We start from the raw sequence: 21,272 nt of genomic DNA, 5'->3' as shown, positions 1-21,272 counted from the left end.
AGATGCCAGCGTCGAATGATGCTCAGTATGGCCACGTCGATCACTCCAATCTCCCGCTCGTTGCCGAGCGGGACAGTGTTCTATACGTGGGTCAACATTCGATGCAAAAACCTACCTCGGGTGGGTCAGGATTCGGTGCAAATCAACAGCCCCGGGATTTGAGGAGGCTCCAACTCTTGAGAGAATGGAGCCATGAACAAGACGAACACGTTCTCACCCGAGGTGCGCGAGCACGCCGTGCGCATGGTGCAGGAGCACAAAGGGTTCTCTCATGAGCAGCCTTCTGGATTGGATCGAAAAGCACCCCGCGTTGGCGGCGTGGGTACAGGCGGTCGCCATTATTGTCGCGATTGCGGGAACATGGCTGGCAGGCTGGCTCCTTCAGCGCACGGAAAGGCGCATGGAGAGGCGCACGTTGGCGAAAGCGGTGAGCGAAATTGCCATAGCAGCGGAGGAGCTGGTACGACGCGTTATCGGCGAGCTGCCTGATAGGCAAGCGGTCAGCGCAATCGCCACAGGAGAAAAGCCATTCGACATTCGCGCGATTGATGAGCTTGAAGCTGCGATCGCCGCAATTCAGTTGCACAACCTCAGTACCCCTGAACTGGTGCGTGATGTCATCGCATTACTCGCAAACATTCGTCAGCTTAGAGAACAACTGGCCAATGCAATCACGACGCATCATCGTATGGACGCCGCGCATTTCGGCGAGTTTTTAGAGACACTGACGAAGGTCCACGCGGCGGTCACCAGAATCAGTGTAAGCATCGCGAAGCACGTGAGCCAAATCTAACGATCGGGGCTCGCTTTGCTACAACCCCGACAGGGAGGATCGTCATGCTCGGATTTGACCCACGTGCTGGCAAGGTTGTCTGGACAGTTTTCTTATTCGCGCTCGCCGCACTGATCGTCTACAAGATCGCCTCCGTGCTGTTGGTCACGGTATTCGCTGTGTTCTTCAGCTACTTACTGTACCCGCTAGTGGAGCGACTGGAGCGACGCATGCCGCGTAAGGTTCCGCGTAGCGTATCGATCGGTATCGTCTTCTTGCTGGTCGTTGTCGTCGCGATCGTCGCTGGCTCGGTGTTTGGTGTAACGGTTCAGGACGAAGCGGGCAGGCTCGCCGATCAACTCCCAAAGTTGCTTGATACCGCCACCATGGCGGATCGTCTTTCGCTGCCGAGCTTCCTGGAGCCGTTGCGTGCGCGCATCCTGGAATTCATACGTGAGCAACTCTCGACCAGTTCAGACCAAGCCATGCCGCTGGTTCGCAACGTTGGATTGGGTGTCATGCACGCGGCAAGCAATCTCGTCTATCTCGTGCTCATCCCAATCATGAGCTTTCTGATGATCAACGAAGCGCCGTCGATTCATGCCGCACTGCTCTCGTGGATACGGTCTTCCGAGAAGCGCATGTGGGCGAATATCATTGAGGATCTGGACACGCTCCTGTCTCGCTATGTCCGGGCACTCTTGCTGTTGTCGCTGGCCACACTGATTGTCTACAGCATCGCGTTTTACTTGCTGGGCGTGCCCTATGCGCTGCTGCTGGCAACTACGGCTGCAGTGCTGGAGTTCATTCCGTTCGCCGGGCCATTGGCTGCGGCGGCGGCTGCGGTTACGGTCGCCGGCTTTAGCGGGTATCCGCACTTGTTCTGGCTGATCGGATTCATCGTCGCGTACCGCCTGTTCCAAGACTACGTGCTGAACCCCTATCTGGTGAGCGAAGGGGTGAAGGTCAGTCCACTGCTCGTCATTGTGGGGCTGCTTGCAGGGGAACAGCTCGGTGGGGTTGCGGGTATTTTTTTGTCCGTACCGGTGATCGCCGCGCTTAAAATTGTGCTGTCACGAGCGTGGGCCGTTCAAAGCCTAGGCAACGATGCGCGCTGACCCACGGCAGCCATCGAGATGCGAATTCACAGCGAGTGGAAAGGAGACTGCCATGGTGGCGCAACCGAACCCGAAGCTGAATCATCTGCTGTCCGTGCTTCCTCCCGATGAATGGTCGAGAATTGCGCCAGAGCTTGTCTTGGTTGATATGCCACTCGGGCACGTTGTCTACGAATCGGGTGATCGGCCTGAGTACGTCTACTTTCCCATCACGGCCATCGTGTCCCTGCTGTATGTCATGGAGAACGGTTCGTCGGGCGAGATCGCGATTGTTGGAAACGAGGGGTTGATCGGCATTGCCATTTTCATGGGCGGCGAAACCACGCCCAGCCGCGCCGTGGTCCAAAGCGCGGGAGCCGCGTACCGCCTGCGCTCCCGCTTTCTCAAACAGGAGTTCAGTCGCGCCGGTGCCATGCAGCGTCTGTTGTTGCGCTACACCCAGGCACTCATTACGCAAATGGCGCAAACGGCCGTCTGCAATCGTCACCACTCGATCGACCAGCAGTTGTGTCGTTGGCTGCTGCTCAGCCTGGACCGCCTGCCGTCCAACCAGCTTCGCATGACGCAGGAACTCATCGCCAATATGTTGGGGGTACGTCGATCCGGTGTCACCGAGGCGGCGTTGAAACTGCAAACCGCCGGGTTGATCCGCTATAGCCACGGCAATATCGAAGTGCTGGACCGGCCAGGCCTCGAAGGCCGCGTCTGTGAATGCTACGCCGTGGTCAAGCGGGAGTTTGACCGTCTGCTCCCAGATCTTCAGGCGCTCTGATCACCGGTCCGTCTGCCCTTCAGGTGTGATCGGCTTATCGGTGGCGACCGCGCTGCTCGCTCAGGGCTTGCGCTGCTTCTTGAGCGCTTCCTTTGCGTCGCCGTATGCGGCTCGCGCTTTTCCTGCAATCTGCTCGATCTTTCCTTTCGCTGCAGTCGCGTCTTTTCCGGTGGCCTTGCCGACGGCTTCTGTCACCTTTCCCTTCGCATCCTCAACGCGGCCCTTCACTTGATCCTTGTTCATGGCAATGCTCCTTGCAAATTCGGCACCCACGTTGGTCGCCGGGTACGTCGTGTCCCAACCGTGCACCGCGTAGCGCTCCAAACTCCCACGTGACCGGCGTAGATAAAGCCCCCGTCCAACGAATTATCATTCTCGCTCTAGCGTCGCAGTGCCGTCTGTACGGAAGCGCACGATGGCGACGTGCTGGTGCGATCACCAGCTTCGTTGCACCGCCTTGTCTGCAACGCTGGAGCGAAACCGCTGACATGTAACGCACTACGTCCCTTACAAATTCTGCTCGCGTCGTGCTTCTCGGTACGCTGTCGTACCGTCACCGCCTCCACCGTGACATACGCTGAACATACCTTGAAACATGTTGGAGGTAGCGATGCGAAAAGAACGTTTGGCAGCAATGACGACGATGGCTGTCGCTACGGCAATCGGTCTCATGACTCCAGGCTGCACCACTGCCGGAACGACGGAAGCCGCCGCACACCAACCCGACAAGCGACACACAATCGATACGGCCGTCGACTCGACGCTTGTGCGTCTGTATACCGCTGCCAATGGATCACGGGAACTGGTTGGCAAAGCCAGAGGCGTACTGGTATTCCCATCGGTCATTGCCGCCGGTTTCGGCATCGGTGGCCAGCATGGTGAAGGATCACTGCGCGCCGGCGGTGGCACAACGGGGTACTACAGCACGACAACAGCTTCGATTGGATGGCAGGTCGGTGCGCAATCGAAAGCCATCATCTTTCTCTTCATGACCGAGGATTCGCTTGACCGATTTCGCAATAGCGAAGGTTGGTCTGTGGGTGGTGACGCGTCGGTTGCCCTGCTTAAGGTCGGTGCAAACGGCAACATTGATAGCGCGACCGCGACCGCGCCAATCCAGGCATTTGTGCTCACAAACAGTGGGTTGATGGCAGGCGTGACGCTCGAGGGAACGAAGATCACGAAACTCAAATCGCTGTAGCGCAAAAGTGAGGCTGCGGGCCGTCTATGCGGCTTGTGTCATCGCCACGTTGTCAGTAGGACATCATGCGCGCGGTTATGGTTATCTATACGGTCATGGGCATGTGGATCGCCGCGTTGGCCGGTTGTTTGTGGGTTCCTGATGGCGGCTACCACGACGCTCGGCAGGGTGGCTATGAACATGACCAACGTGGCGGATACGAGGGTAACCACCGCGGCGGCTACGAAGGTAACCGCGAGGAGTCAAGAGATCATGAGCATCGCTAGGGGAGCCATAACTCGACGCCCCGGCTGGCTACCGGGCGATCATCGCTTTTCGACGACACAACGTACGCAATCTGGTCCGCCAGCGCGTACGCTACCGGACCGTTTTCAAGCCCATTCCCATCTATCCTTCAAGGAGATGAGGCGCGCTCAGCCCCCGCGCACAGCTATGAAGAAGAGGCGGGCGTCAACCTCATGATGAAATGACCGTGGAGTGCTTTTCGCCCAGCGTTGGGCACACGGGTGGGCGGATCTACTCAACGAGGAGGACATCATGTCTCTCGGAATCCTGCTGCTAATCGTCTTGACAGTTTTGCTGGTTGGGGCGTTCCCAAGGTGGTCCTACAGCAATGGTTGGGGCTACGCACCAAGCGGTGCGCTCGGCTTGGGTCTGCTCATCGTTCTCGTGCTATTGCTCATGGGGCGACTCTAAAGCGCATGCTTCGGTACGCCCCAAGGGGCCCGAAGCATAGGCGGCACAGCGCAAGAATGAGGAGAACGTGATGCTCGATCAAACCATTCACCAATTCCCGGAGGTGGAGCGCGATGCATTTCGTGAGGTCTGCTTGCGCAACGGTCTGGCGCCCGATGGCTTCGACGTGTCCTCCGTCGAGCATTTTTCGAGCGCCGCGCCTGCCGAGGCGCTAGACCGCAGCGTCACCGTACGCATGGGCAAGACTGTTCGCGAGTACGACGGGGCATCGGGACCTGAATGGACCATCGATTTTGAGGACGATATCCGGTCACGTGTCTTCGGATAGATAGGGGCTCAGGTATATCGAATCCCAGGCCCCAAAGAGCGTGATCCTTGGGCCATCGGTTGCAGCTTCACCCTCTTGTGAGGCCCTATATGAATCCCATCACCGCATTCCTCGTTGTTCTTCTCCTGTTCCTCGGTGCAGCCACGGGCATGTTCGTCTCTGTTCTGCTGGCACCTCTGTTTGCCATCGCCGCAATCCTGCTCGCAGCGACGCTCAAGATGGCCAACGCCTGGCAGAAGTTCGTCATCTTGCGCGCGGGCAAGCTGCAAAGCGTCAAGGGGCCTGGGCTATTCATGATCCTGCCGATTGTCGATAGCGTGACGGCGGTCATTGACGAACGCATCCAGACCACCGGATTCAATGCGGAGCAGGCATTGACCAAAGACACCGTGCCCGTCAACGTTGACGCGATCATCTTCTGGCACGTCCACGACGCGCAGAAGGCCGCATTGGCCATTACCGACTATCGCCAGGCGATCGACCGCGTCGCGCAGACGTCGTTGCGTGAAATGATCGGTGCCTCGATGCTGTCGGCACTGCTGTCCGATCGCAAAGCGGCAGATGAGCAGTTGCGCGCTGAGATCGGCGAGAAGACCGCAGCATGGGGCGTAACCGTATCGTCGGTGGAGGTGCGCGACGTGGCCATCCCTGTCGCTCTCCAGGACGCGATGTCCAGGCAAGCGCAGGCGGAGCGTGAGAAGCAAGCCCGCGTCATCCTGGGCTCGGCAGAAGCGGCCATTGCGGCCAAGTTTGTCGAAGCTGCCGGCATGTACGAAGGGCATCCACAAGCGCTGCAGTTGCGCGCCATGAACATCATCTACGAGACCACAAAGGAGCGTGGCGCTACGATCTTGATGCCAACGTCGATGGTGGACAGCATGAATCCCGTTGCGGTTGCATTCGGGGTCTCCAGCAGCACAGAGCCCGCGGGCGCTGTCCTGCCGCTCAAGACGGCGGTAGCTGCAGCGTAGCGATACGAACACGGCATTCCCGCAGATGTGGGAATGCCGTGTTTCGTTTCCATGGTCGCGCTTAGGCTATTTGCCAACCTGGTTGCCCACCACCCCGCCAACAACGGCACCGCCCACTGTCCCCACGGCACTCCCACCTGTCAGCACTGCGCCAGCTACACCGCCGACACCGGCACCGATTGCCGTATCCGCGCCTCGCCGAGACATCCCGGCACACCCAGCCGCAAGCGTCGCAATCAACAACATCGCGCCGCACAGTCCTGCTATTCGATCGTTACGCATTTTGTGCACCTCCGTCTCGATCGCACCCCAAGCATCTTGTTGCAGAGAGCGCTGAAGCGAGACTTGAATTTTCTGTACAGACCATGAACGGCGTACAGCCCATCAGGTCACCGTTGCGGCCATCGCCATCGGTATGTGTCGCGCGGATGCCTCAAGGACCAAGATCCTCGTGCACTGCAAGGGTGTCGGTACGGCGCCAGACGCATTGATACGCGGCTTGATGTCTTCGCGCATGTTGGCGGTGGTGTAGCGGGTTCAACTCGGGAATAGCGAACCAAGTTCTGTACGGTACCGAGCCGACAGCAACTCACTGTCACGTCATGCTGCAGCCACACATAACAGTGAACCGGCACATCCCGGCATACCGAGGTAACCGCAACGAGGATCTCTATGATCAGTTCGCTTGACCTGCCAAACGGAACGCTTGAAGTACGCACGGCGCGGCGTAATGACCGGCGATGGTTTTCCGAATATCGCTTCACGCCCAACAATGGACGTGCCACCGGCTGGGCGGAGGCCGCCATCCCGGAAGGATTCGTTTCCTCTGGCATCGCGTTCAGCGCTAGGGTACTACTGGGGCAACAGTGCGCTGAGCTCGCGCGCTAAAGCAGGCAGAGCCATCGAGGGAGGCACGGCACCAATCCGTTGCAAGCAGTCAGCGTCGACACGCGCACCATGTGTTTGCGTGTCGATGCCTACAACAGGAACATCGCCATGGCGGCAGCGCCCATGATCGCCGTGGCAGTCCAGCCCAGGACGATCATGGGCCGGCTTGCGGTGTAAGTCCCCATGACAGAGGGTTTCGAGACCAGTAGGATGATGACCACCATCAGAGGTACCGCCACCACGCCATTGATGACGGCGCTCCAAAAAAGCGCTTTCATCGGGCTGATCGGGGAGTACTGAATTGCAAGCCCTGCAAGTACGCTGACCGCAATGATGCTGTAGAACCCGCGTGCATCGCTCACCTTGCGTTCCAGCCCCTCTTTCCAACCCATGGTTTCGGAAAGCGCATAGGCTCCCGAGCCGGCCAGCACGGGTACGCCGATCAGGCCGACGCCCAGAATGCCGATGGTGAACAGCAGGTACGCAAAGTCTCCTGCAAGCGGCCGCAACGCACTGGCGGCCTGTGCCGCTGTAGTGATGTCGGTGACGCCGGACACGTGAAGGGTCACGCCTGTGGCCAGGATGATGAAATACGCGGTCACGTTCGAATAAAGCATGCCGCTCCACGTGTCCCACCGGATGCGCCGGAGTTCTGTGCCAGCCTTGGCGCCATCGCGTTTCAGCGATGGGTGCGCGTGCATGTCCTCAACCTCTTCGGAAGCCTGCCAAAAGAAGAGATAGGGGCTGATGGTTGTACCGAAGACCGCGACGACCATGGATGCGGCGCTTGCGTTGAGCCTGAAGCTGGGCCACACCGTATGCAGCGCGACTTGGCCCCACGGCACATGCACGGCAAACAGGACGGCCGCGTAGGCCAGCAAGGAAGCCGTCAGCCACTTCAGAAAAAAGACGTAACGATGGTAAGGAACGAATATCTGCAGCGCCAGCGTGCCAAACACAACGAATGCCGTCATGAGGTGCCGGTCGACACCGGAAATAAGCTCCGCAACCTCGCCCATCGCAGCGACGTCAGCAGCGATATTCAGGGTGTTCGCAACAAGCAAGAGCAGCACCACGCCGCGTAGCACGATCGGCGGGAAGACATCCTTGATGTTGGCGGCGAGCCCTTTCCCGGTGACGCGACCCATGTTTGCGCACATGGATTGAATCGCGGCCATCAAGGGGAATGCGAGCGGCATCGTCCAGAGCATGTCCAGCCCGAACTGTGCGCCAGCCTGCGAATAGGTCGCAATCCCGCTCGGATCGTCATCGGCCACTCCAGTGATGAGGCCAGGGCCAACGTGGGACAAGGGATGATTTCTCAAGCGCGCCCGCAAGGCGCGATACAGATTGACTCGGGGGCGTCCGCTGGCATCCATTTTTTTTGCGTCCTCTCGCCCGGGCTTGGCTGGAGATGATCATAGCGCCTTACCACGAACCAAAAGCATAGTTGGGTGCGCAAATCTGCCCTGCAAATCGGTGCGCATTGATTTACGTATATGCCGTCGCATACGAAGGCAACGCGTCCAACGCGCCTGAAACCAGACTTCGCTGCGATATCGGAATAAATCAGTGCATCGCTGCAACGCCCAGCTTTGTTGAAGAGCGGTAGGCGACGCGTGTCGGAGGCACCATAGGAAATATTGGCGTCCTACCGACAGTAGGCCTCGATCGAGGGGAGGAGACTGTACACGGTGGAAGAAAGCAGTTCAGACCGCCTGAAGGTCTGACAGGAGGCAGGAGCCTACTGGGCGCGCCGAACTGCAATATCCACTCTAGTTCGCAGCATCAGATCTGCACGGGCGTTGCAATAACGGCCATCGTTCCCGGTTTGATGCACTACGCTTGCAGAGGCGGCTGCAAAGAATGGAGGAGCAGTATGACCCGCATAACTGAGTACCGTGGCTTCGAAATTCATCTGCAGTTGGTCGGGGCTCAAAAGGACATGTTCGATCTGTGGTTCAGTATTGACGGCCCCATGAAGCCGCCTGGTGTCGCAGCGATAGGCAAGCGCATCAAAGTCCACGGTGGCCCTTTCTCTCGACGCTGGGCTCACCTGATTGGCGAATTGGCAGGCCGCGCCGCAGTAGACGTGATTCTCGGCCCTGAAAAAGAGCCTCCTGCGACGGACGAAAGATAAGTCGTAATTTCAGCACCTCACCATGTGCTGATTCCCTGGGCGGTGTCGATTGGCATGCTGGTTTTCAGATCCGCGTTTGACAGGGCCTGAACTTCCACGACCGGCCGCGACAGTTTGACGTTACCAAACACCAGGGCAATGGGCACGTCTGCCGCATCGCGACCGGTGCCGATTCGTAGAAGCCCCATGGGCACCGCCGCTTGCGAGGGGTCTACCAGATACCATTGGTTTCCTAGAAAGACCTCCACGAAGGCGTGGAAGTCTGGCGACCCCAGCAATGGATCGGCACCATAGTCGAGACTAGTTGCGAAGCGCGCCGGTATGCTCAGAGCACGGCACAATGCAATCATTAAGTGTGCATAGTCGCGGCAAACGCCCCTTCGCTCCACGAGTGTGCCGACCGCAGACGTTCGCTCGCTCGTCGATTGCGGTACAAATCGTACGTAGCCACAGACCCAGTCCCGAATCCTGATAACTAGCGGATAGCCGCGTTGGCAGCCGCCGAATTCCTGCTGCGCAAACTCCATGAGCCGGTCCGATTCGCAATAGCGACTAGGGGTCAAGAATGGGACGACGTACAGCGGCAAATCCGCAATAGGGACTTCGTGCAGAAATTCGGCGGGCGTCAATAGGTGTTCTATGTCCACCGTCGCCTCATAGGTCAACGTGAAGTCGCCCCGAGGCGCCCGTACACGCAAACGGCGATTGAGTAAGGTCGGTTCGGTATGAGGCACGACCGACATCGCCGGCGCCAGATGCAGTGACTCGGCGACGATCGTCTGGCGAGACGTCCTCGCGGCGTGAACATTAAAAATGAAATCCGCAGTGGGATCACGTATCTCATAGGCCAGGCGGACTGAGTAGCGCATGCGAACCATACGACCCTCCTGTAGCCCCCCCGGAGCCACATGGTTGTTGGCAAACCAAGTTACGGGTGAAAGCAGCGTCGGGGAGCCCGACCGTTGCCCAAAAACTGATGGGCGATCACGCGAAGGCCACGGACTGACCGGGAACGAAGCCGTCGATGATGTCTTCGGCGCCCTCCATGGCGGCACGCTTGGCCGTACCGATGCTCTCCCATGGTTCACCGCTCAGGCGAAAAATACGGGAGTGCCCCGCATCCGGAGATGAGCCTTCGAGGCAGATCATCACAGAGGCGCTGTATGACCGGTCTGGACGGCGCTCATGCCATTCCCGAGGCGGGTCAAACAGGTAGATCAGGGGATAGACATCGTACCCCTTGTAACGGCAAGTCGGATAGGCATCCATGGCGATCTCCGTTGAAAGGAGGCCCCGTGCGGTCATCGGTATGTTTCGCACGAATGCCCCAAGAACCAAATTCCTCGTTCGCGGGGACGGTGTCGGTACGGTGGCAGACGCAGTGATCGGGTGGTCTGGTGCTCCAATGCATGCGCGCATGCCGGTGGCGGCGCAACAGCTTCGATCTAAGGCGCCAACAACATACCGACTTCTGTACGGTACCGAGCCGACAGGTTCTCACTGGCAGACTACGCTGGGATCACAAACAACAATGAACCGGCACGTTCCGTGCGTACTGGGGTAATCACAACGAGGATCGCCATGGCGGCAGCGCCCATGATCGACGTGGCAGCCCAGCCCCGGACAATCATGGGCCGGCTTGCGGTTTAGGCTCCCATCTTAGCGAGGCAAGAATATGGGTTCTTATGACAGACTTGACGCGGCAATGGATGCATTCGACAAGCGCAAGGCCGAAGAGAGGGAAGAAGCTACCGACAAACAGATCGCAATGGAAAGATTTCGAACCGATTTCGCAGCGTTCCGAATGAAGACAACGCATCCCGTCTTTGAAGACATCGGCGCCCACCTGCAGAAACGCGGCCATGGCTTCAAAGTCGAAATGACGGCCCTGAGCACGACGCTCCTTGTTTTCCCCGCCGGCAGGGAGGCGCAGGAATATGACTCAGGGCACGCCAACCAATATCCGAAAATCACCTTGATAGGCGACGCGCTCGACCAAAAAATTCACGTGCACATGGTGGTTTCCAACCGTGGCGGAACATCGTCAACCTCCGAGGTCGTTTTTGATCTGAGCGAGCTGACGGCGGATTCTTTGCGCGATCTGATCGTGGAATGCCTCGCGAAATCCTTTGCGTGTTGATTTGCACGGAATCCTGGCCGGTGGCGGCCATGGTCAACCTCCCCCTCACGACGGTACATTTGCGGTGCATTGGTCAGCTTCAGAGGACTTCGCTCCCTTACGCTAAGTTACTGAATATAAAGTACTTTGGTTTTTTGGCGTTTACGGTCATTTTCCCTTGATTATCAATAACTTATTGATTTACAAGGAAATTTGTAATCATCAGGTGGCGGGTTCGAGTCCTGCAGCCGGCACCAAATGCAAAAGCGGCTTCCGAAAGGAAGCCGCTTTTTCTTTGCGCCTACAAAACGTCGAGTTTTCTACAAATTCTTCGGAGGGAGCATGGCGAGTCGATCGCGCAAGGCTGTAGAGCCGTATGCCCCTGCCGCGTGCGTAGATCGTGCTCAGTCATGTCGCGGCTTTGATGCCCCTGCAGTGGCCTGGGCATGACCCAGGTTGCCCGTTTCGGTTGTCCAACGCGGCTATCGCTCTCACCATCGCCCCATAAACTGACAGAACCCGGTGCCTCCAACTTGCATGGCGAATCCAGGAGGGGTAGAGGTCGAGAGTCAACTGTGTTTCGGATGGTCTCTCCGGTTTCTCATAATCAAGGTAGAGCCTTGCGTTTGTCGAAGCTCAGGGCGATTGAGTGGCGACAGGCGTTTTTGCCCGTAGCCGGCCGCTCAAGCGCAGCCCGTCGCGGACGTTGAGGCCGATCAGCGTGAGATTCGTTGCGCCGGCCAGCAGCTCGATCGTCTGGACCAGGTAGAAGGTGGGGTCGAAGGCTCCCGCCGAAGCCCAGCGGTTCAACGCGATGGCGCAGGGCACGAGCACCAGCAGACCCACAGCCGCGATGATCGGCATGCGCTTCTTTTTGGCGTCGACAAGCCGTCCGCGTCGCGACTTTGCAAGGAACATTCCGCTCGCTCCTGTCGCTGCAAGCGCAGGAATCAGGATCCACAATCCTGGCGTGACGATCAGAGACTTCAACTGGGCCACCACCGTGCGGGTGGCAAACAACTCACACAGCAGGGTCGAGAGGAAGAAGGTCGCAATGCATAGCGGCGCGATCGTGCTGCCGATGCGATGAATGAGTTTGGGCATGGTTGTCTTTTCGACTTTGCAGGCTCAAGCCGTGCAGAGGTTGGGGACCGACACCTTCGAGAAGAGGTGCGGCTGCGCAATGGCGCTGGAGGGGTATGCAGCCAGTGCGTTGGCGAACTCGGGATGGGTGAACGCAGCACGGAAATGGTCGACCGACTCCCAGACTGCATAGTTCATGAACATAGCGCTTGCGCCGACAGCCCTGTGCAGTTGGGTCGAGATGTACCCGGGCTGGAGTTTCATCCAGTTGGCGTCGTGCTCCCAGGCAACTATCAGGGCAGGGATATCTGCTTCGGCCACAGTGAAGAGATTCACCAGGACGACTGGGGTTGATGCGCAGTGGAGCTGTTGCTCAATAGGAGCGACGGGATCAAGGGGGCGCAACGAAAGCATGGCAAGGTCCTTCGGTGGTTGCACGACACCGAATTGACATCATGCATCCTTAATGTAGCAATTTGGCATTATGGTGTCAAGATGGTATGATTACGTCATGATCCTGGAAAAGCACACACTTGCCGGTGAGGCATTGACGAATCTTGTTCTGGAGCTGTTCAGGCTGAACAACCGCATGCTGACGGCCGGCGATCGCTTGGTGGCCGACATTGGCCTGACCAGCGCCAGGTGGCAGGTGTTGGGAACGATCGCGGCGGCTGAGCGTCCTCAGCCTGTGGCCTGGTTGGCCCGCGACATGGGAGCCAACCGCCAGAATATCCAACGCATCGTCAATGACTTGGTAAGAGACGGGTTGCTCGAATTCCAACCCAATCCCCACCATCGGCGCGCTCAACTTGTCGTCTTGACGAGCGCAGGGCGTGAGGCGTTTGCCAACGCCATGCGCGTTGAAGTGCCGTGGGCCAATGCGCTCGCGGACGGGCTCGAACCGTCGGATCTTCAGACCACGCATCAAGTGCTAACCGCCCTACGCAGGCGGCTTGAGGGTGCCACCGAGTCTGAGTCGCTGGAATAGCATTGTTCCCGGTGCGAGGCATCCAGGGGGCGCGGGGACGCGTTCTTTGCATCGAATAGCCTGTCGAGTCGAGTGATGGCAGAGGTAGCCAATGCTTGTGGTGATGCGCTGCACGGCCTCGCGGATTTCGAGTGTGCTGTGGACTAGCAAGAGTGCCGCTTGATCGCGGATGCCTCGGCCCCGCCAGCACCGTATAGCTCGCCCACTGTGGCCGTGAGGTGGGCGAGTTGCAGCGGTTTCGACGCCGGGAAAGCAGCGCACTCGGTCGCACGGCTGCCAACTCGCATGGACTCGTTAAGGCCGACATTGCTCCAGCGAGTTTCCCGCGCGAAGGGCGTTTGGGTTTGCGGTCGTAGTCGCCATTTCGTTAAGCGCTAGAGCATTGGCAACGCCGGCAGCTCCAGGTGCGAAGACGCTTGCGGCTTCTGCCATGACGCTCCGGCGGCCATGCCGGTTGATTCCCCCTCACCGATCTCCCTGTTCGCGCTCAAACCAAGGCAAGTGGTCTGCGAGCCTGTTCGTATTCCCGGTTTGTGGGGGTATCCAAATGAATGGGCAGACCGATGGCCACTCCAGGGTAAACGGCTGACGCCCGAGCAGGGGCGTATTCGTGAGCCGCTCGGGCTGCCACGCGCGTCAACATGCCAAGCCAAGCCAAGCAAAGCTCGGAAGGCACGTGTTGGCATCCCACCAGTTGGGTCAATTCCGCTCGCGCGTCAACAACCTCCAATTTCCACCAGAAAAAGTTCCGGTTCCGGCTCGCCGCAGCGAATAGGGGATACGGACCTGCTGTGGCGTGGCGATCAGCCATCCAGCAGGCGCCGGTCAACTTGGAGAAACCCATGAGCAATCGCGCCCCTTCTCGCCCCGAGATGCGTCCAGACCAAACCAGATAAGCCAAATCGGTCCGCCGGCGTGTCTGTCGTGCCTTCCCGCCGGGTGGAAATGCTTCCCCTCCAGAGGAGGGTGCTCGCAACTGTTTGGTTGCCGTATCAATCACCTATCTCCGTGCGCACCACGGAACCCATTTACGATGAAAAAAAACACGAATAAGTTGCGCTTCACGTGTCTGGCTTTCTGCACGGCCCTTTCCGCATGCGGCGGGGGCAACGACGGTTCCAACAACCTCAATCCGAGTACGCCCCAAACCGCGCAGGGGGTGTTTGTGGATGCGCCCGTTGCGGGGCTCCACTACGTTTCGGGCAGCGTGAGCGGCACAACGGACGCCGCCGGCCACTTTAACTACGTGCCCGGCCAAAGCGTGACCTTCTCTGTGGGCGGCGTCAGCATCGGCTCGGCCACCGGGCAAGCCGTGGTGACTCCTCTGGCACTCGTGCCCAACGCCGCCGGTGTGACGGACGACACCGTGACCAACATCGGGGCGTTCCTGCAATCGCTCGACTCAGGCGGCAACCCGGTCAGCCGTATCCAGATCTCCGCGGCGTCTGTTGCTGCACTGTCCAGCACGCAGTTGAACTTCGCGCAGACGCCTGCCGCGTTTGCTGCGGACCCGGCCGTCATCGCCGCCATTCAGGCGGCTTCACCCCAGAAGGCGCTGGTGTCGCCTGCCGCTGCGCAGGCGCATATGCAAAGCCAAAACATGTGCCTGTTTGCCGGTCAGTGGCAGTTCAACCATGCCGACCGCTCCGACGACACCTTTGTGGCGACCATCAATGAGGTGGACGGCAGCTTCAGCTCCACCGTCACGCACGCTGACGGCACCCAGGCTCACCTGGACGGTTCGGTGCTCTACGTTCCGGCCATGCAGAAATGGGTGTTCACGGCATCGTCCGCGCAGCAAGTCCTGAATTCGACGATCGGCAATATTGACTTCCTCACGGGATCGTTCTCTGGGCCGGACTGGAGCGCTGCGGTGGGGACGTACACCAAAGACGATCCCACGTCGGTCTTCGGGGCCCCCTGGACGGCCACGCGACTGAGCCCCGCGCCGGCATGCGACCCCACCGCCAGCACGCCGGTCGTTCCGCAAGGCGCGGTGGGTTACGCGGACTATCACTACAACGCCCTGGGCATGGCTCCGAGCATTGCCACCATCGTGGATCGTGGCGTGGGCGCGGCCGGAACACTGAACCTCGGCTCGCAGGCCATCACGGTGACACCGCAACCGGATGGCGGCTTCCTGTGGGGGAGCCCCGTTCAGTACGGCATGAACTTTTCCAGCCTGGCCAGCGATCCGAACCTGCCCGCAGCCTCGATGGTCTGCATGGCGGCGAATGTGGGCGACGGTACCGACGGGCTCAAGTCGACCGATGTGCTGGTGGCGCAGACCGCATCCAAGGTGACGTCGGCGACCGATCTGGCGGGCATCACGTTCTCGCAGTACTGGGAAGACTGCCGCCGCGATGGCCTGCCTGCTGCAACGCCCGCTTCGGTGCATTCGAGCATTGCGGTGGACACTTCGGGCAACGCCACCCTCACCATTGAGGGCCAAACGCCGGTGACACTGACGGCAGGCAAGCTTACGGCGCTGCTGTCCGGAGTGCCGGCGTCTGCAGTGGGCTTGCCGGGCAACGCTTGGTTCCAGGCGGTTCGCTTCGTGTCGGCGGGCCGCACGCGGTTTGCGATCGTCGAGCACGGCGCCAACCCCGGCAACACAAACCGCGGTTATGTTGGCGTCTGGGTGCAATAAGCCAGTGCACGCCAAGGCGGTACAACGCCGCCTTGGCGTGGTTTGCAGAAGCATCTGTACCGGGTGTGTACCGATGGCCGGTGCCAGGACCGACGGTTTAAGAAGGACGTTTGATGTACGAAGACAACGGGCAGATGTATCAATGGCAGGCACTCGTGGCCGCGCCGCAGGTTGATCAGGAAGACTTGCGCTTTAACCCGGATGCGGAAGAAGTCCACAGCGACACGCCGGGGCTCACGCTGCTCGCACCACAATCCGATGGCGAGGTGACGCGCTGGATCCGCCAGGGTCCAGACGGAAGTCGCGAGGTGGTCGATGACGTTCACGCGCGTTTCTCGGTGCCGGTTTTTCGCAATCAACGCACCATCCGTGTGTTTATGTCGTCGACGTTTCGCGACATGCAGGTCGAGCGCAACTACTTGGTGACGGTCGTGTTTCCGCGCTTGAAGCGGCTGGCGCAGTCCCGCGGGGTGCTGCTGCAGGAGATCGATCTGCGTTGGGGCATTACGGCGGAGGAGGCATATCGCGGCGAAACCGTAGCGATTTGCCTGGATGAGATCGACCGGTGCCGCGCCTGCCCGCCGTTCTTCATCGGCCTGCTCGGAGAACGCTACGGCTGGATTCCCGACACAGCGGCACTCGATGCGCTCGACCACGCCATGGGCAGCCGTGCCAACGGCGACGCGAGCCTGGAAATGCGTGGCCGCGCCCGTCGGGATGCCTACAGCGTCACGGAAATGGAGATCCGCTACGGCGTGCTTGATACGCCAGAGATGACGGGCCATGCTTTCTTCTACAACCGTGCGCCCGAGCTGACACGCATGTTCGCGCAGCACACGGGCGAACTCGACGCAGCACCGATTTACTACGAGGCCGATGCTGCAGGCGCCGCTCGCCAGGAGGCACTCAAGCATGCGCTGCGTGAGCGGGGCCTCGTACGCATGGATGGCTATCGCTCCGTGCAGGAACTGGGGGATGACATCGAGCACGCCATCACTGCGGCGATCATGCGTGTTGCGCGAAGCGTTGCAGCAGTTCAGCAGCAAACGGCAGCACCATTGCCGCTCGGCTGGCAGGCCAACCAGACGCTGAACGACGTCATGGATGCCGAGCGCGTCATCTTTGAGCAACGTGACCCGCAGGCCGATGCCGTGACGCGCGCTTGGGCCGACAAGGACCACCCGGGCAACATCCGGCTGATGTTGGTCGGCCCGCCCGGCATCGGCAAGGCCCACGAAGCCATGGGCCTCGCGACGCTTACGCGGTTCTGGGAACTTGGCGCGCCGGTGATCGCTCTGCACTGCCGCACGGGTATCGTCACCAACGTGGACGGCGCGTTCGGTTTCATTCGCAGTGCGATGGCAGCGTTCAGCGCGATTCCGGCATCGCAGCCGTCCGGGCGCACCGGCCTGCGCGAAGTGCTCCAGGCGATCGAACGCCCCGTCATCCTGCAGATCACCGATATTGACCTGCTGGGCGGTGCCACTGACTTGGTGGATCTGCTGGGACTGGTGCAAAACCCCCGCCTTGCGATCATCCTGACGACAACGGACGCCGCCCTTGGTCAACGCGCGACGGGGGCGTTCAATGTCCGCCCCGTGGAGGATCTGAGGCCCGAAGAGCGCGAGACCTTTGCGCGTGAATACCTGGCCCGGTATCGCAAATCGCTCGACACGCAGGCCATGCACAAGCTCGTCAGCATGCCGCTCGCGGGGTCGCCGTTCTTTCTGACGCTGGTGCTCGACGAGCTTCGCCACAGCGCTCTGTTCGAGACGTTGGATGCCACGCTGGACGTCTATGCCGGCATGTCGACCATCGAGCAGGCATTCCTGCATTCGCTGCAAGCGTGGCTGGGATATGTTGGCGCCGGGCACCGGGACAGCGACCGGTGGCGCGGCATGCTGGAGGTCTTGTGCCTGGCACGTCAGGGCGTGCCGGACGATTTTTTCACGGCGAGCGCGGGGTTGGGGCTGAGCACGCTGCAATGGATGACGTGGCAGGGCCTGGCGGAACCTGCTCTGGTCGACGTTGGCGGCAGTTGGCGGCTGCGTAACCCGCACCTGCGCGACATCGTTTTCAAGCATTGCTTTGGTGACGACCCGGATGCGCCTGCGCAGGCGGACACGCGCCGTCGTTTGGCCGCTTACATCGGTGCGGTGCCCGAGCCCTGGGATGTCACCGGGCTGATCGAACGCACGCAGCAAATGATCTGGCTCGCCACACATGCGGGTGGCCCGGACGACGTGCAAGGCCTGTATGAAACGTTAAGCGTCCGGAACAACATCGGCGCGCTGTATGTCTCCAACAGCGGACTCCTGTTCGAGGGCTGGCGCGTGCTGGTCAGTAAGGGCTTCTCGCTGACGCCACTGATTGACATGACCGTCGAGAGTACGGATTCAACGTGGCCTTATCTGCTCGGACGTTTGCTGACGCAATTTGAATGCTGGGCCGACCTGGAGCGACTTGCACGAGGCGTGATTGCCGGACAGCGTATTTCCCACGCTGGGGATTTTGACTACCAACTTGCTGCCGCCCTGGTCAACCAGGGTCGCGTACCGGAAGCACTCGACGTGATCGCTCCTCGCATCCGCGCGTGGGCGGACGCGCCGCAGGCCGCCTTGCCACCAACAAGCCTTGGCATCCTGATGGGCTTGATCGTCGATGGCGAGATCGACGGCACCCCGTGGAGCGCAACGCTCGACGCGGCGCTGCAGGCGTTGATCGAGATGACACCGTCAACCGACCCGGAACTGCAACTGGTGCTCATCAGTTGCGCCATGCCACTACTGCTGGGAACGCCTCACTTCACGCTCACGGAAGCACTGGCGCGTCGCGCGATGCTGATGAGCTACGACTTCCCGGGGGGCGAGGGTGGCCGCGTGCGGCTGTTGATGGGCTTCCCGCTCATCAACGCCCTGCGTTCGCAATCGCGGTTCGAAGAGGCAGTCACTGCCGGCTTTGCCATGCTCGCAACACAGACGTCGTCTTTCCCACAAGAGGCTGTGCTGCGTGCGCGCTGTGCCCGGGCGACCGGGCAGTCGCTGCTTGGTCTCGCACGTTGGGATGAGGCGGCTGAACTACTCGAATATGCACTGGCCCACGAACCGGTGGACAACACCGATTTCATTCCGTTGCTCCTCAACACGGCGTTTCTGGCAATCTGCGTGATCGAATTGAAGCAGTGGCCGCGTGTGCGCCCATTGCTGGAGGCGTTCGTTGCCTACGGCGCAAGCCTGCCTGACATGCGCGACGAACTGAAGGGGTGGCTCCTGCAGCATTTGCGTAATGCGGACCAGTTGGACGAAGCGCGGTGGCTGGAATCCGCGTGCCGTCCTTCGGCTTGAATAGGTGGCGCTCAGCGCACTGTGTTTTCTTTGCTTTTGCTCTTCAACTCATGACTGCACTGTCGACCCTGCCCGATCGCATCTTCGCGTGGATCTTTCTAACCTTCCGCAACAGGATGGGTGGCAAAGCGCATGCCGGCCCAAGCGTCACGCCCTTGTACGTGCCGTCGCTGCTCCAACCGGACACAGATTACGAAGCGGAATCGACGCGTTATGGCAATCGCTACCGCGCGGCGTTCCTGATCAATTTCTCGCTGGGTTTTGTTGCCGTGGTGCTGGCCTTGATCCCTTTGAGCGGGTTGATCCCCGAGCACGAGCTGCACGCCTATGCGGGGCTGCTGACGCTATCCGAACTGGTGTGCATTTCGATCATCCTGCTGATCCACTGGTACGGGCGCGAGTCCGAGCGCGATGCGTCCTTCGCCAGCCGCTTGCTCAAGCGAATCGGCCTGCGCAGGATCAACCAAGGGTGGCGCGGCCAGTGGGCAACCATGCGGCTTGCTGCCGAACAAGTCCGATATGCGGATCTCATGTTGGGCTTTCCTGGTGGCAAGCTGACTGTCAACGCCCCTCTGGGTGAAGCCGGGCAGGAAAACCTCAAGATTGCCAAGCACCTGGCTGAACTTTCTGCCAAGTGCCCGGATGCACCGAAAGACGCGAGCTACAACACACGCTACCGCCGGTATTTCGCAGAACTGATTGCCAGCCAGCGCGCCTATCACAAGGGCAATGCACAGCGCTACCACCACATCCACCATCGCCTGCACCGTATTGCGGACACCTGCTTCTATCTGACGCTGCTCGCTTGCTTGGGGCATTTCGTCTGGCATCACCCATTTCTGTCGGTGCTGGCGGCGGGCTTGCCGGCGCTTGCAGCGGCGTGTCACGGTATCCTGGCCTCGGGCGAATTCGCCAAGCTCGCGGAGCAGTCCGAAGAGATGAGCGAATCGCTCAAGGCGTTGGAGCGGCAAGTTGATTCGCGTGCGCCAGATGCCGGTGATGGACTGCGACAGCAGGTCACCACGTTCTACGATCTCGTCATTCGCGAGGCGCTCGGCTGGCACATCACCCTGAGTGACAAGGACGTACAGGTGGCCTAGCATGCAATGGCTGTCCACGTACGCTTTCGTATGAAACAACACGCATGACTATGCCTTCGCTGATCAACGTGGATTTGCGCAACGACCCTGCGGCGGCATTGTTTCGCACCCGCCAGGTTGTGCTTACCGTGCGCTTTGCCAAAAGCGACGGCGTTGTCCAGACGCTGGAGGGGCCCGTGCGCTACCAGGCTGGCGACGCGCTGATGACGGGCCCCAAGGGGGAACACTGGCCGATTGCCCGTGCGCGCTTCGATGCCACCTACGTATCCACCATTGAGGGGCACACCGCTGGCACCGATGGTCCTTTTGCCAAGCGCGTGCGTGAAGTCCTGGCACGGCGCTGGGATGCTGCTTTCCAGGTCACCATCGCGAGCGGGCAAAGGCTGTCAGGCCGCCCCGGTGACTGGCTGGTCCAATACTGCCCGGGTGATCAGGCTGTCGTGGCGGCAGATGTGTTCGATGTTTTGTACGAACCGGTTCTGAACCGCTGATTCGCTCAAAAAATTTCCGGTTTTTGCTTTCCTCACCGAATAAGGGGACACCACCTGCCACGCCGTGCACACGTGCATCGTTTGCCGGCCTGGGTAACGTCAGCCTGACCTAGAGGAAGCCATGAACCATCACGTCCAGCACCTGCTTGATTACCTGCGCACAGAAGGCTATCCGGCCGAACTCGATGAAGACGGCGATATCCGCTTCAAAAGTGAAGGGATGAACTACGCGCTGTGCTTTGACAACGATGACCCGGACTTTGCCAAGCTGATCCTGCCCAGCGTCTGGAGCATCGACTCCGAGCTGGAGATGCAACAGGCGCTGGTGGCGCTCGACGAGGTCAATCGCCGCATGAAGCTCGTCAAAGCGCATACACAGGCTGGTTCGGTGTGGTTCACCATCGAGCTGTTGTTTGACGACCAGATTGCGTGGGAGCGCCGCTTGTCTCGCGCCGTACGGACCATCATGCGTTCAGTCGCGATGTTCGCAGACACCATGCAGTGCCCACGCGCCTCCGGTGAGGCCCGTATTACCTTGAACTGAACAAGAGCCCATGTACCTCCGTGCAGAACCGGATGCGCATGCATGGCCTGAGCCTTCATCGGCGAGT

General features: G+C 60.0%; 22 protein-coding genes. 15 read left to right on the top strand and 7 right to left on the bottom strand.

Annotated features, from left to right (window positions below; translation table 11 throughout):
- Positions 1-271 precede the first annotated feature (271 nt).
- From C404_RS56325 to C404_RS56315, 3 genes are read left to right on the top strand one after another with little or no spacing between them, the layout of a single operon-like run.
- Positions 272-793: a hypothetical protein gene (locus C404_RS56325; protein ID WP_021197490.1), complete on the top strand. Its 522-nt coding sequence runs from the start codon at positions 272-274 to the stop codon at positions 791-793.
- A gap of 44 nt (positions 794-837) precedes the next feature.
- Complete coding sequence (locus C404_RS56320; RefSeq protein ID WP_021197489.1) at positions 838-1,890, top strand: AI-2E family transporter; 1,053 nt, start codon at positions 838-840, stop codon at positions 1,888-1,890.
- Positions 1,891-1,942: 52 nt separating this feature from the next.
- Positions 1,943-2,662 (top strand): Crp/Fnr family transcriptional regulator, encoded by a 720-nt coding sequence (locus C404_RS56315; RefSeq protein WP_021197488.1) that lies wholly within the window; start codon positions 1,943-1,945, stop codon positions 2,660-2,662.
- Between the two features lie 60 nt (positions 2,663-2,722).
- Here C404_RS56315 and C404_RS0130530 read toward each other — a convergent pair whose 3' ends face one another.
- The gene (locus C404_RS0130530) at positions 2,723-2,905 is read right to left on the bottom strand and encodes a CsbD family protein (protein WP_031330184.1); all 183 of its coding nucleotides are present in this window, start codon (positions 2,903-2,905) and stop codon (positions 2,723-2,725) included.
- A gap of 367 nt (positions 2,906-3,272) precedes the next feature.
- Here C404_RS0130530 and C404_RS56310 point away from each other — a divergent pair, with 367 nt between their 5' ends.
- The 4 genes from C404_RS56310 (at position 3,273) to C404_RS56295 (ending at position 5,858) form a co-directional block, all read left to right on the top strand.
- Positions 3,273-3,863, top strand: coding sequence for a BPSL1445 family SYLF domain-containing lipoprotein (locus C404_RS56310; RefSeq protein ID WP_037012729.1), 591 nt, complete (start codon positions 3,273-3,275; stop codon positions 3,861-3,863).
- 537 nt (positions 3,864-4,400) lie between these two features.
- A complete protein-coding gene (locus C404_RS56305) occupies positions 4,401-4,559 on the top strand; it encodes a DUF3309 family protein (protein WP_064496274.1) in 159 nt (52 codons plus the stop codon).
- A gap of 70 nt (positions 4,560-4,629) precedes the next feature.
- Entirely contained in the window at positions 4,630-4,887 is a 258-nt protein-coding gene (locus tag C404_RS56300) for a hypothetical protein (RefSeq protein WP_021197483.1), read from the top strand.
- Positions 4,888-4,976: 89 nt separating this feature from the next.
- Complete coding sequence (locus tag C404_RS56295) at positions 4,977-5,858, top strand: slipin family protein (protein ID WP_021197482.1); 882 nt, start codon at positions 4,977-4,979, stop codon at positions 5,856-5,858.
- A gap of 66 nt (positions 5,859-5,924) precedes the next feature.
- Here C404_RS56295 and C404_RS59710 read toward each other — a convergent pair whose 3' ends face one another.
- Both C404_RS59710 and C404_RS56285 read right to left on the bottom strand, forming a co-directional pair.
- On the bottom strand, positions 5,925-6,065 hold the full coding sequence (locus C404_RS59710) for a glycine zipper 2TM domain-containing protein (RefSeq protein WP_232317419.1): 141 nt from the start codon (positions 6,063-6,065) through the stop codon (positions 5,925-5,927).
- Between the two features lie 770 nt (positions 6,066-6,835).
- Positions 6,836-8,125 carry an NRAMP family divalent metal transporter gene (locus tag C404_RS56285; protein WP_031330183.1) on the bottom strand — a complete coding sequence of 430 codons (1,290 nt, stop codon included), beginning with the start codon at positions 8,123-8,125 and terminating at the stop codon, positions 6,836-6,838.
- Between the two features lie 500 nt (positions 8,126-8,625).
- Between C404_RS56285 and C404_RS56280 the strand changes: the two genes are divergently transcribed.
- Positions 8,626-8,886, top strand: a complete 261-nt coding sequence (locus C404_RS56280) for a hypothetical protein (RefSeq protein WP_021197480.1) — start codon at positions 8,626-8,628, stop codon at positions 8,884-8,886.
- A 17-nt stretch (positions 8,887-8,903) separates the two neighbouring features.
- Here the strand turns inward: C404_RS56280 and C404_RS56275 are convergent, their stop codons facing one another.
- Both C404_RS56275 and C404_RS56270 read right to left on the bottom strand, forming a co-directional pair.
- Positions 8,904-9,764 carry a transglutaminase-like domain-containing protein gene (locus C404_RS56275; RefSeq protein WP_021197479.1) on the bottom strand — a complete coding sequence of 287 codons (861 nt, stop codon included), beginning with the start codon at positions 9,762-9,764 and terminating at the stop codon, positions 8,904-8,906.
- A 106-nt stretch (positions 9,765-9,870) separates the two neighbouring features.
- Positions 9,871-10,155: a hypothetical protein gene (locus tag C404_RS56270; protein WP_021197478.1), complete on the bottom strand. Its 285-nt coding sequence runs from the start codon at positions 10,153-10,155 to the stop codon at positions 9,871-9,873.
- A 436-nt stretch (positions 10,156-10,591) separates the two neighbouring features.
- On the opposite strand from C404_RS56270, the gene C404_RS56265 reads away from it, so the two are divergent.
- The gene (locus C404_RS56265; RefSeq protein WP_152524501.1) at positions 10,592-11,026 is read left to right on the top strand and encodes a hypothetical protein; all 435 of its coding nucleotides are present in this window, start codon (positions 10,592-10,594) and stop codon (positions 11,024-11,026) included.
- Positions 11,027-11,641: 615 nt separating this feature from the next.
- Here C404_RS56265 and C404_RS56260 read toward each other — a convergent pair.
- Positions 11,642-12,109, bottom strand: coding sequence for a hypothetical protein (locus C404_RS56260; RefSeq protein WP_021197476.1), 468 nt, complete (start codon positions 12,107-12,109; stop codon positions 11,642-11,644).
- 24 nt (positions 12,110-12,133) lie between these two features.
- Positions 12,134-12,502 carry an antibiotic biosynthesis monooxygenase family protein gene (locus C404_RS56255; protein ID WP_021197475.1) on the bottom strand — a complete coding sequence of 123 codons (369 nt, stop codon included), beginning with the start codon at positions 12,500-12,502 and terminating at the stop codon, positions 12,134-12,136.
- Between the two features lie 97 nt (positions 12,503-12,599).
- Between C404_RS56255 and C404_RS56250 the strand changes: the two genes are divergently transcribed.
- From C404_RS56250 to C404_RS58965, 6 genes are all read left to right on the top strand, one after another.
- Positions 12,600-13,076 (top strand): MarR family winged helix-turn-helix transcriptional regulator, encoded by a 477-nt coding sequence (locus C404_RS56250; RefSeq protein WP_021197474.1) that lies wholly within the window; start codon positions 12,600-12,602, stop codon positions 13,074-13,076.
- Between the two features lie 1,165 nt (positions 13,077-14,241).
- Positions 14,242-15,726, top strand: coding sequence for a hypothetical protein (locus C404_RS58970; protein ID WP_152524500.1), 1,485 nt, complete (start codon positions 14,242-14,244; stop codon positions 15,724-15,726).
- A gap of 113 nt (positions 15,727-15,839) precedes the next feature.
- On the top strand, positions 15,840-19,070 hold the full coding sequence (locus C404_RS56240) for a DUF4062 domain-containing protein (RefSeq protein ID WP_021197472.1): 3,231 nt from the start codon (positions 15,840-15,842) through the stop codon (positions 19,068-19,070).
- Positions 19,071-19,120: 50 nt separating this feature from the next.
- Complete coding sequence (locus tag C404_RS56235) at positions 19,121-20,170, top strand: hypothetical protein (protein ID WP_021197471.1); 1,050 nt, start codon at positions 19,121-19,123, stop codon at positions 20,168-20,170.
- Positions 20,171-20,214: 44 nt separating this feature from the next.
- Entirely contained in the window at positions 20,215-20,661 is a 447-nt protein-coding gene (locus tag C404_RS56230) for a PGDYG domain-containing protein (RefSeq protein WP_080981146.1), read from the top strand.
- A gap of 121 nt (positions 20,662-20,782) precedes the next feature.
- A complete protein-coding gene (locus C404_RS58965; RefSeq protein WP_021197469.1) occupies positions 20,783-21,205 on the top strand; it encodes a T3SS (YopN, CesT) and YbjN peptide-binding chaperone 1 in 423 nt (140 codons plus the stop codon).
- Positions 21,206-21,272: the final 67 nt, after the last annotated feature.

The organism is Ralstonia sp. AU12-08 (assembly GCF_000442475.1).
GTDB classification, from domain to species: Bacteria; Pseudomonadota; Gammaproteobacteria; order Burkholderiales; family Burkholderiaceae; genus Ralstonia; species Ralstonia insidiosa.
This window is presented reverse-complemented; position numbering and strand designations above follow the sequence as displayed.

Excerpts from the sequence above, each read along its gene's own strand:
- C404_RS56260 (WP_021197476.1), bottom strand. The coding sequence starts at position 12,109 with ATGCCCAAACTCATTCATCGCATCGGCAGCACGATCGCGCCGCTATGC.
- C404_RS56315 (WP_021197488.1), top strand. The coding sequence starts at position 1,943 with ATGGTGGCGCAACCGAACCCGAAGCTGAATCATCTGCTGTCCGTGCTT.
- C404_RS56270 (WP_021197478.1), bottom strand. The coding sequence starts at position 10,155 with ATGGATGCCTATCCGACTTGCCGTTACAAGGGGTACGATGTCTATCCC.
- C404_RS56265 (WP_152524501.1), top strand. The coding sequence starts at position 10,592 with ATGGATGCATTCGACAAGCGCAAGGCCGAAGAGAGGGAAGAAGCTACC.
- C404_RS56230 (WP_080981146.1), top strand. The coding sequence starts at position 20,215 with ATGACTATGCCTTCGCTGATCAACGTGGATTTGCGCAACGACCCTGCG.
- C404_RS56325 (WP_021197490.1), top strand. The coding sequence starts at position 272 with ATGAGCAGCCTTCTGGATTGGATCGAAAAGCACCCCGCGTTGGCGGCG.
- C404_RS56310 (WP_037012729.1), top strand. The coding sequence starts at position 3,273 with ATGCGAAAAGAACGTTTGGCAGCAATGACGACGATGGCTGTCGCTACG.
- C404_RS56305 (WP_064496274.1), top strand. The coding sequence starts at position 4,401 with ATGTCTCTCGGAATCCTGCTGCTAATCGTCTTGACAGTTTTGCTGGTT.
- C404_RS56235 (WP_021197471.1), top strand. The coding sequence starts at position 19,121 with ATGACTGCACTGTCGACCCTGCCCGATCGCATCTTCGCGTGGATCTTT.
- C404_RS56250 (WP_021197474.1), top strand. The coding sequence starts at position 12,600 with ATGATCCTGGAAAAGCACACACTTGCCGGTGAGGCATTGACGAATCTT.
- C404_RS56255 (WP_021197475.1), bottom strand. The coding sequence starts at position 12,502 with ATGCTTTCGTTGCGCCCCCTTGATCCCGTCGCTCCTATTGAGCAACAG.
- C404_RS56285 (WP_031330183.1), bottom strand. The coding sequence starts at position 8,125 with ATGGATGCCAGCGGACGCCCCCGAGTCAATCTGTATCGCGCCTTGCGG.
- C404_RS56300 (WP_021197483.1), top strand. The coding sequence starts at position 4,630 with ATGCTCGATCAAACCATTCACCAATTCCCGGAGGTGGAGCGCGATGCA.
- C404_RS56295 (WP_021197482.1), top strand. The coding sequence starts at position 4,977 with ATGAATCCCATCACCGCATTCCTCGTTGTTCTTCTCCTGTTCCTCGGT.
- C404_RS58965 (WP_021197469.1), top strand. The coding sequence starts at position 20,783 with ATGAACCATCACGTCCAGCACCTGCTTGATTACCTGCGCACAGAAGGC.
- C404_RS56275 (WP_021197479.1), bottom strand. The coding sequence starts at position 9,764 with ATGGTTCGCATGCGCTACTCAGTCCGCCTGGCCTATGAGATACGTGAT.
- C404_RS56320 (WP_021197489.1), top strand. The coding sequence starts at position 838 with ATGCTCGGATTTGACCCACGTGCTGGCAAGGTTGTCTGGACAGTTTTC.
- C404_RS0130530 (WP_031330184.1), bottom strand. The coding sequence starts at position 2,905 with ATGAACAAGGATCAAGTGAAGGGCCGCGTTGAGGATGCGAAGGGAAAG.
- C404_RS56280 (WP_021197480.1), top strand. The coding sequence starts at position 8,626 with ATGACCCGCATAACTGAGTACCGTGGCTTCGAAATTCATCTGCAGTTG.
- C404_RS59710 (WP_232317419.1), bottom strand. The coding sequence starts at position 6,065 with ATGTCTCGGCGAGGCGCGGATACGGCAATCGGTGCCGGTGTCGGCGGT.
- C404_RS56240 (WP_021197472.1), top strand. The coding sequence starts at position 15,840 with ATGTACGAAGACAACGGGCAGATGTATCAATGGCAGGCACTCGTGGCC.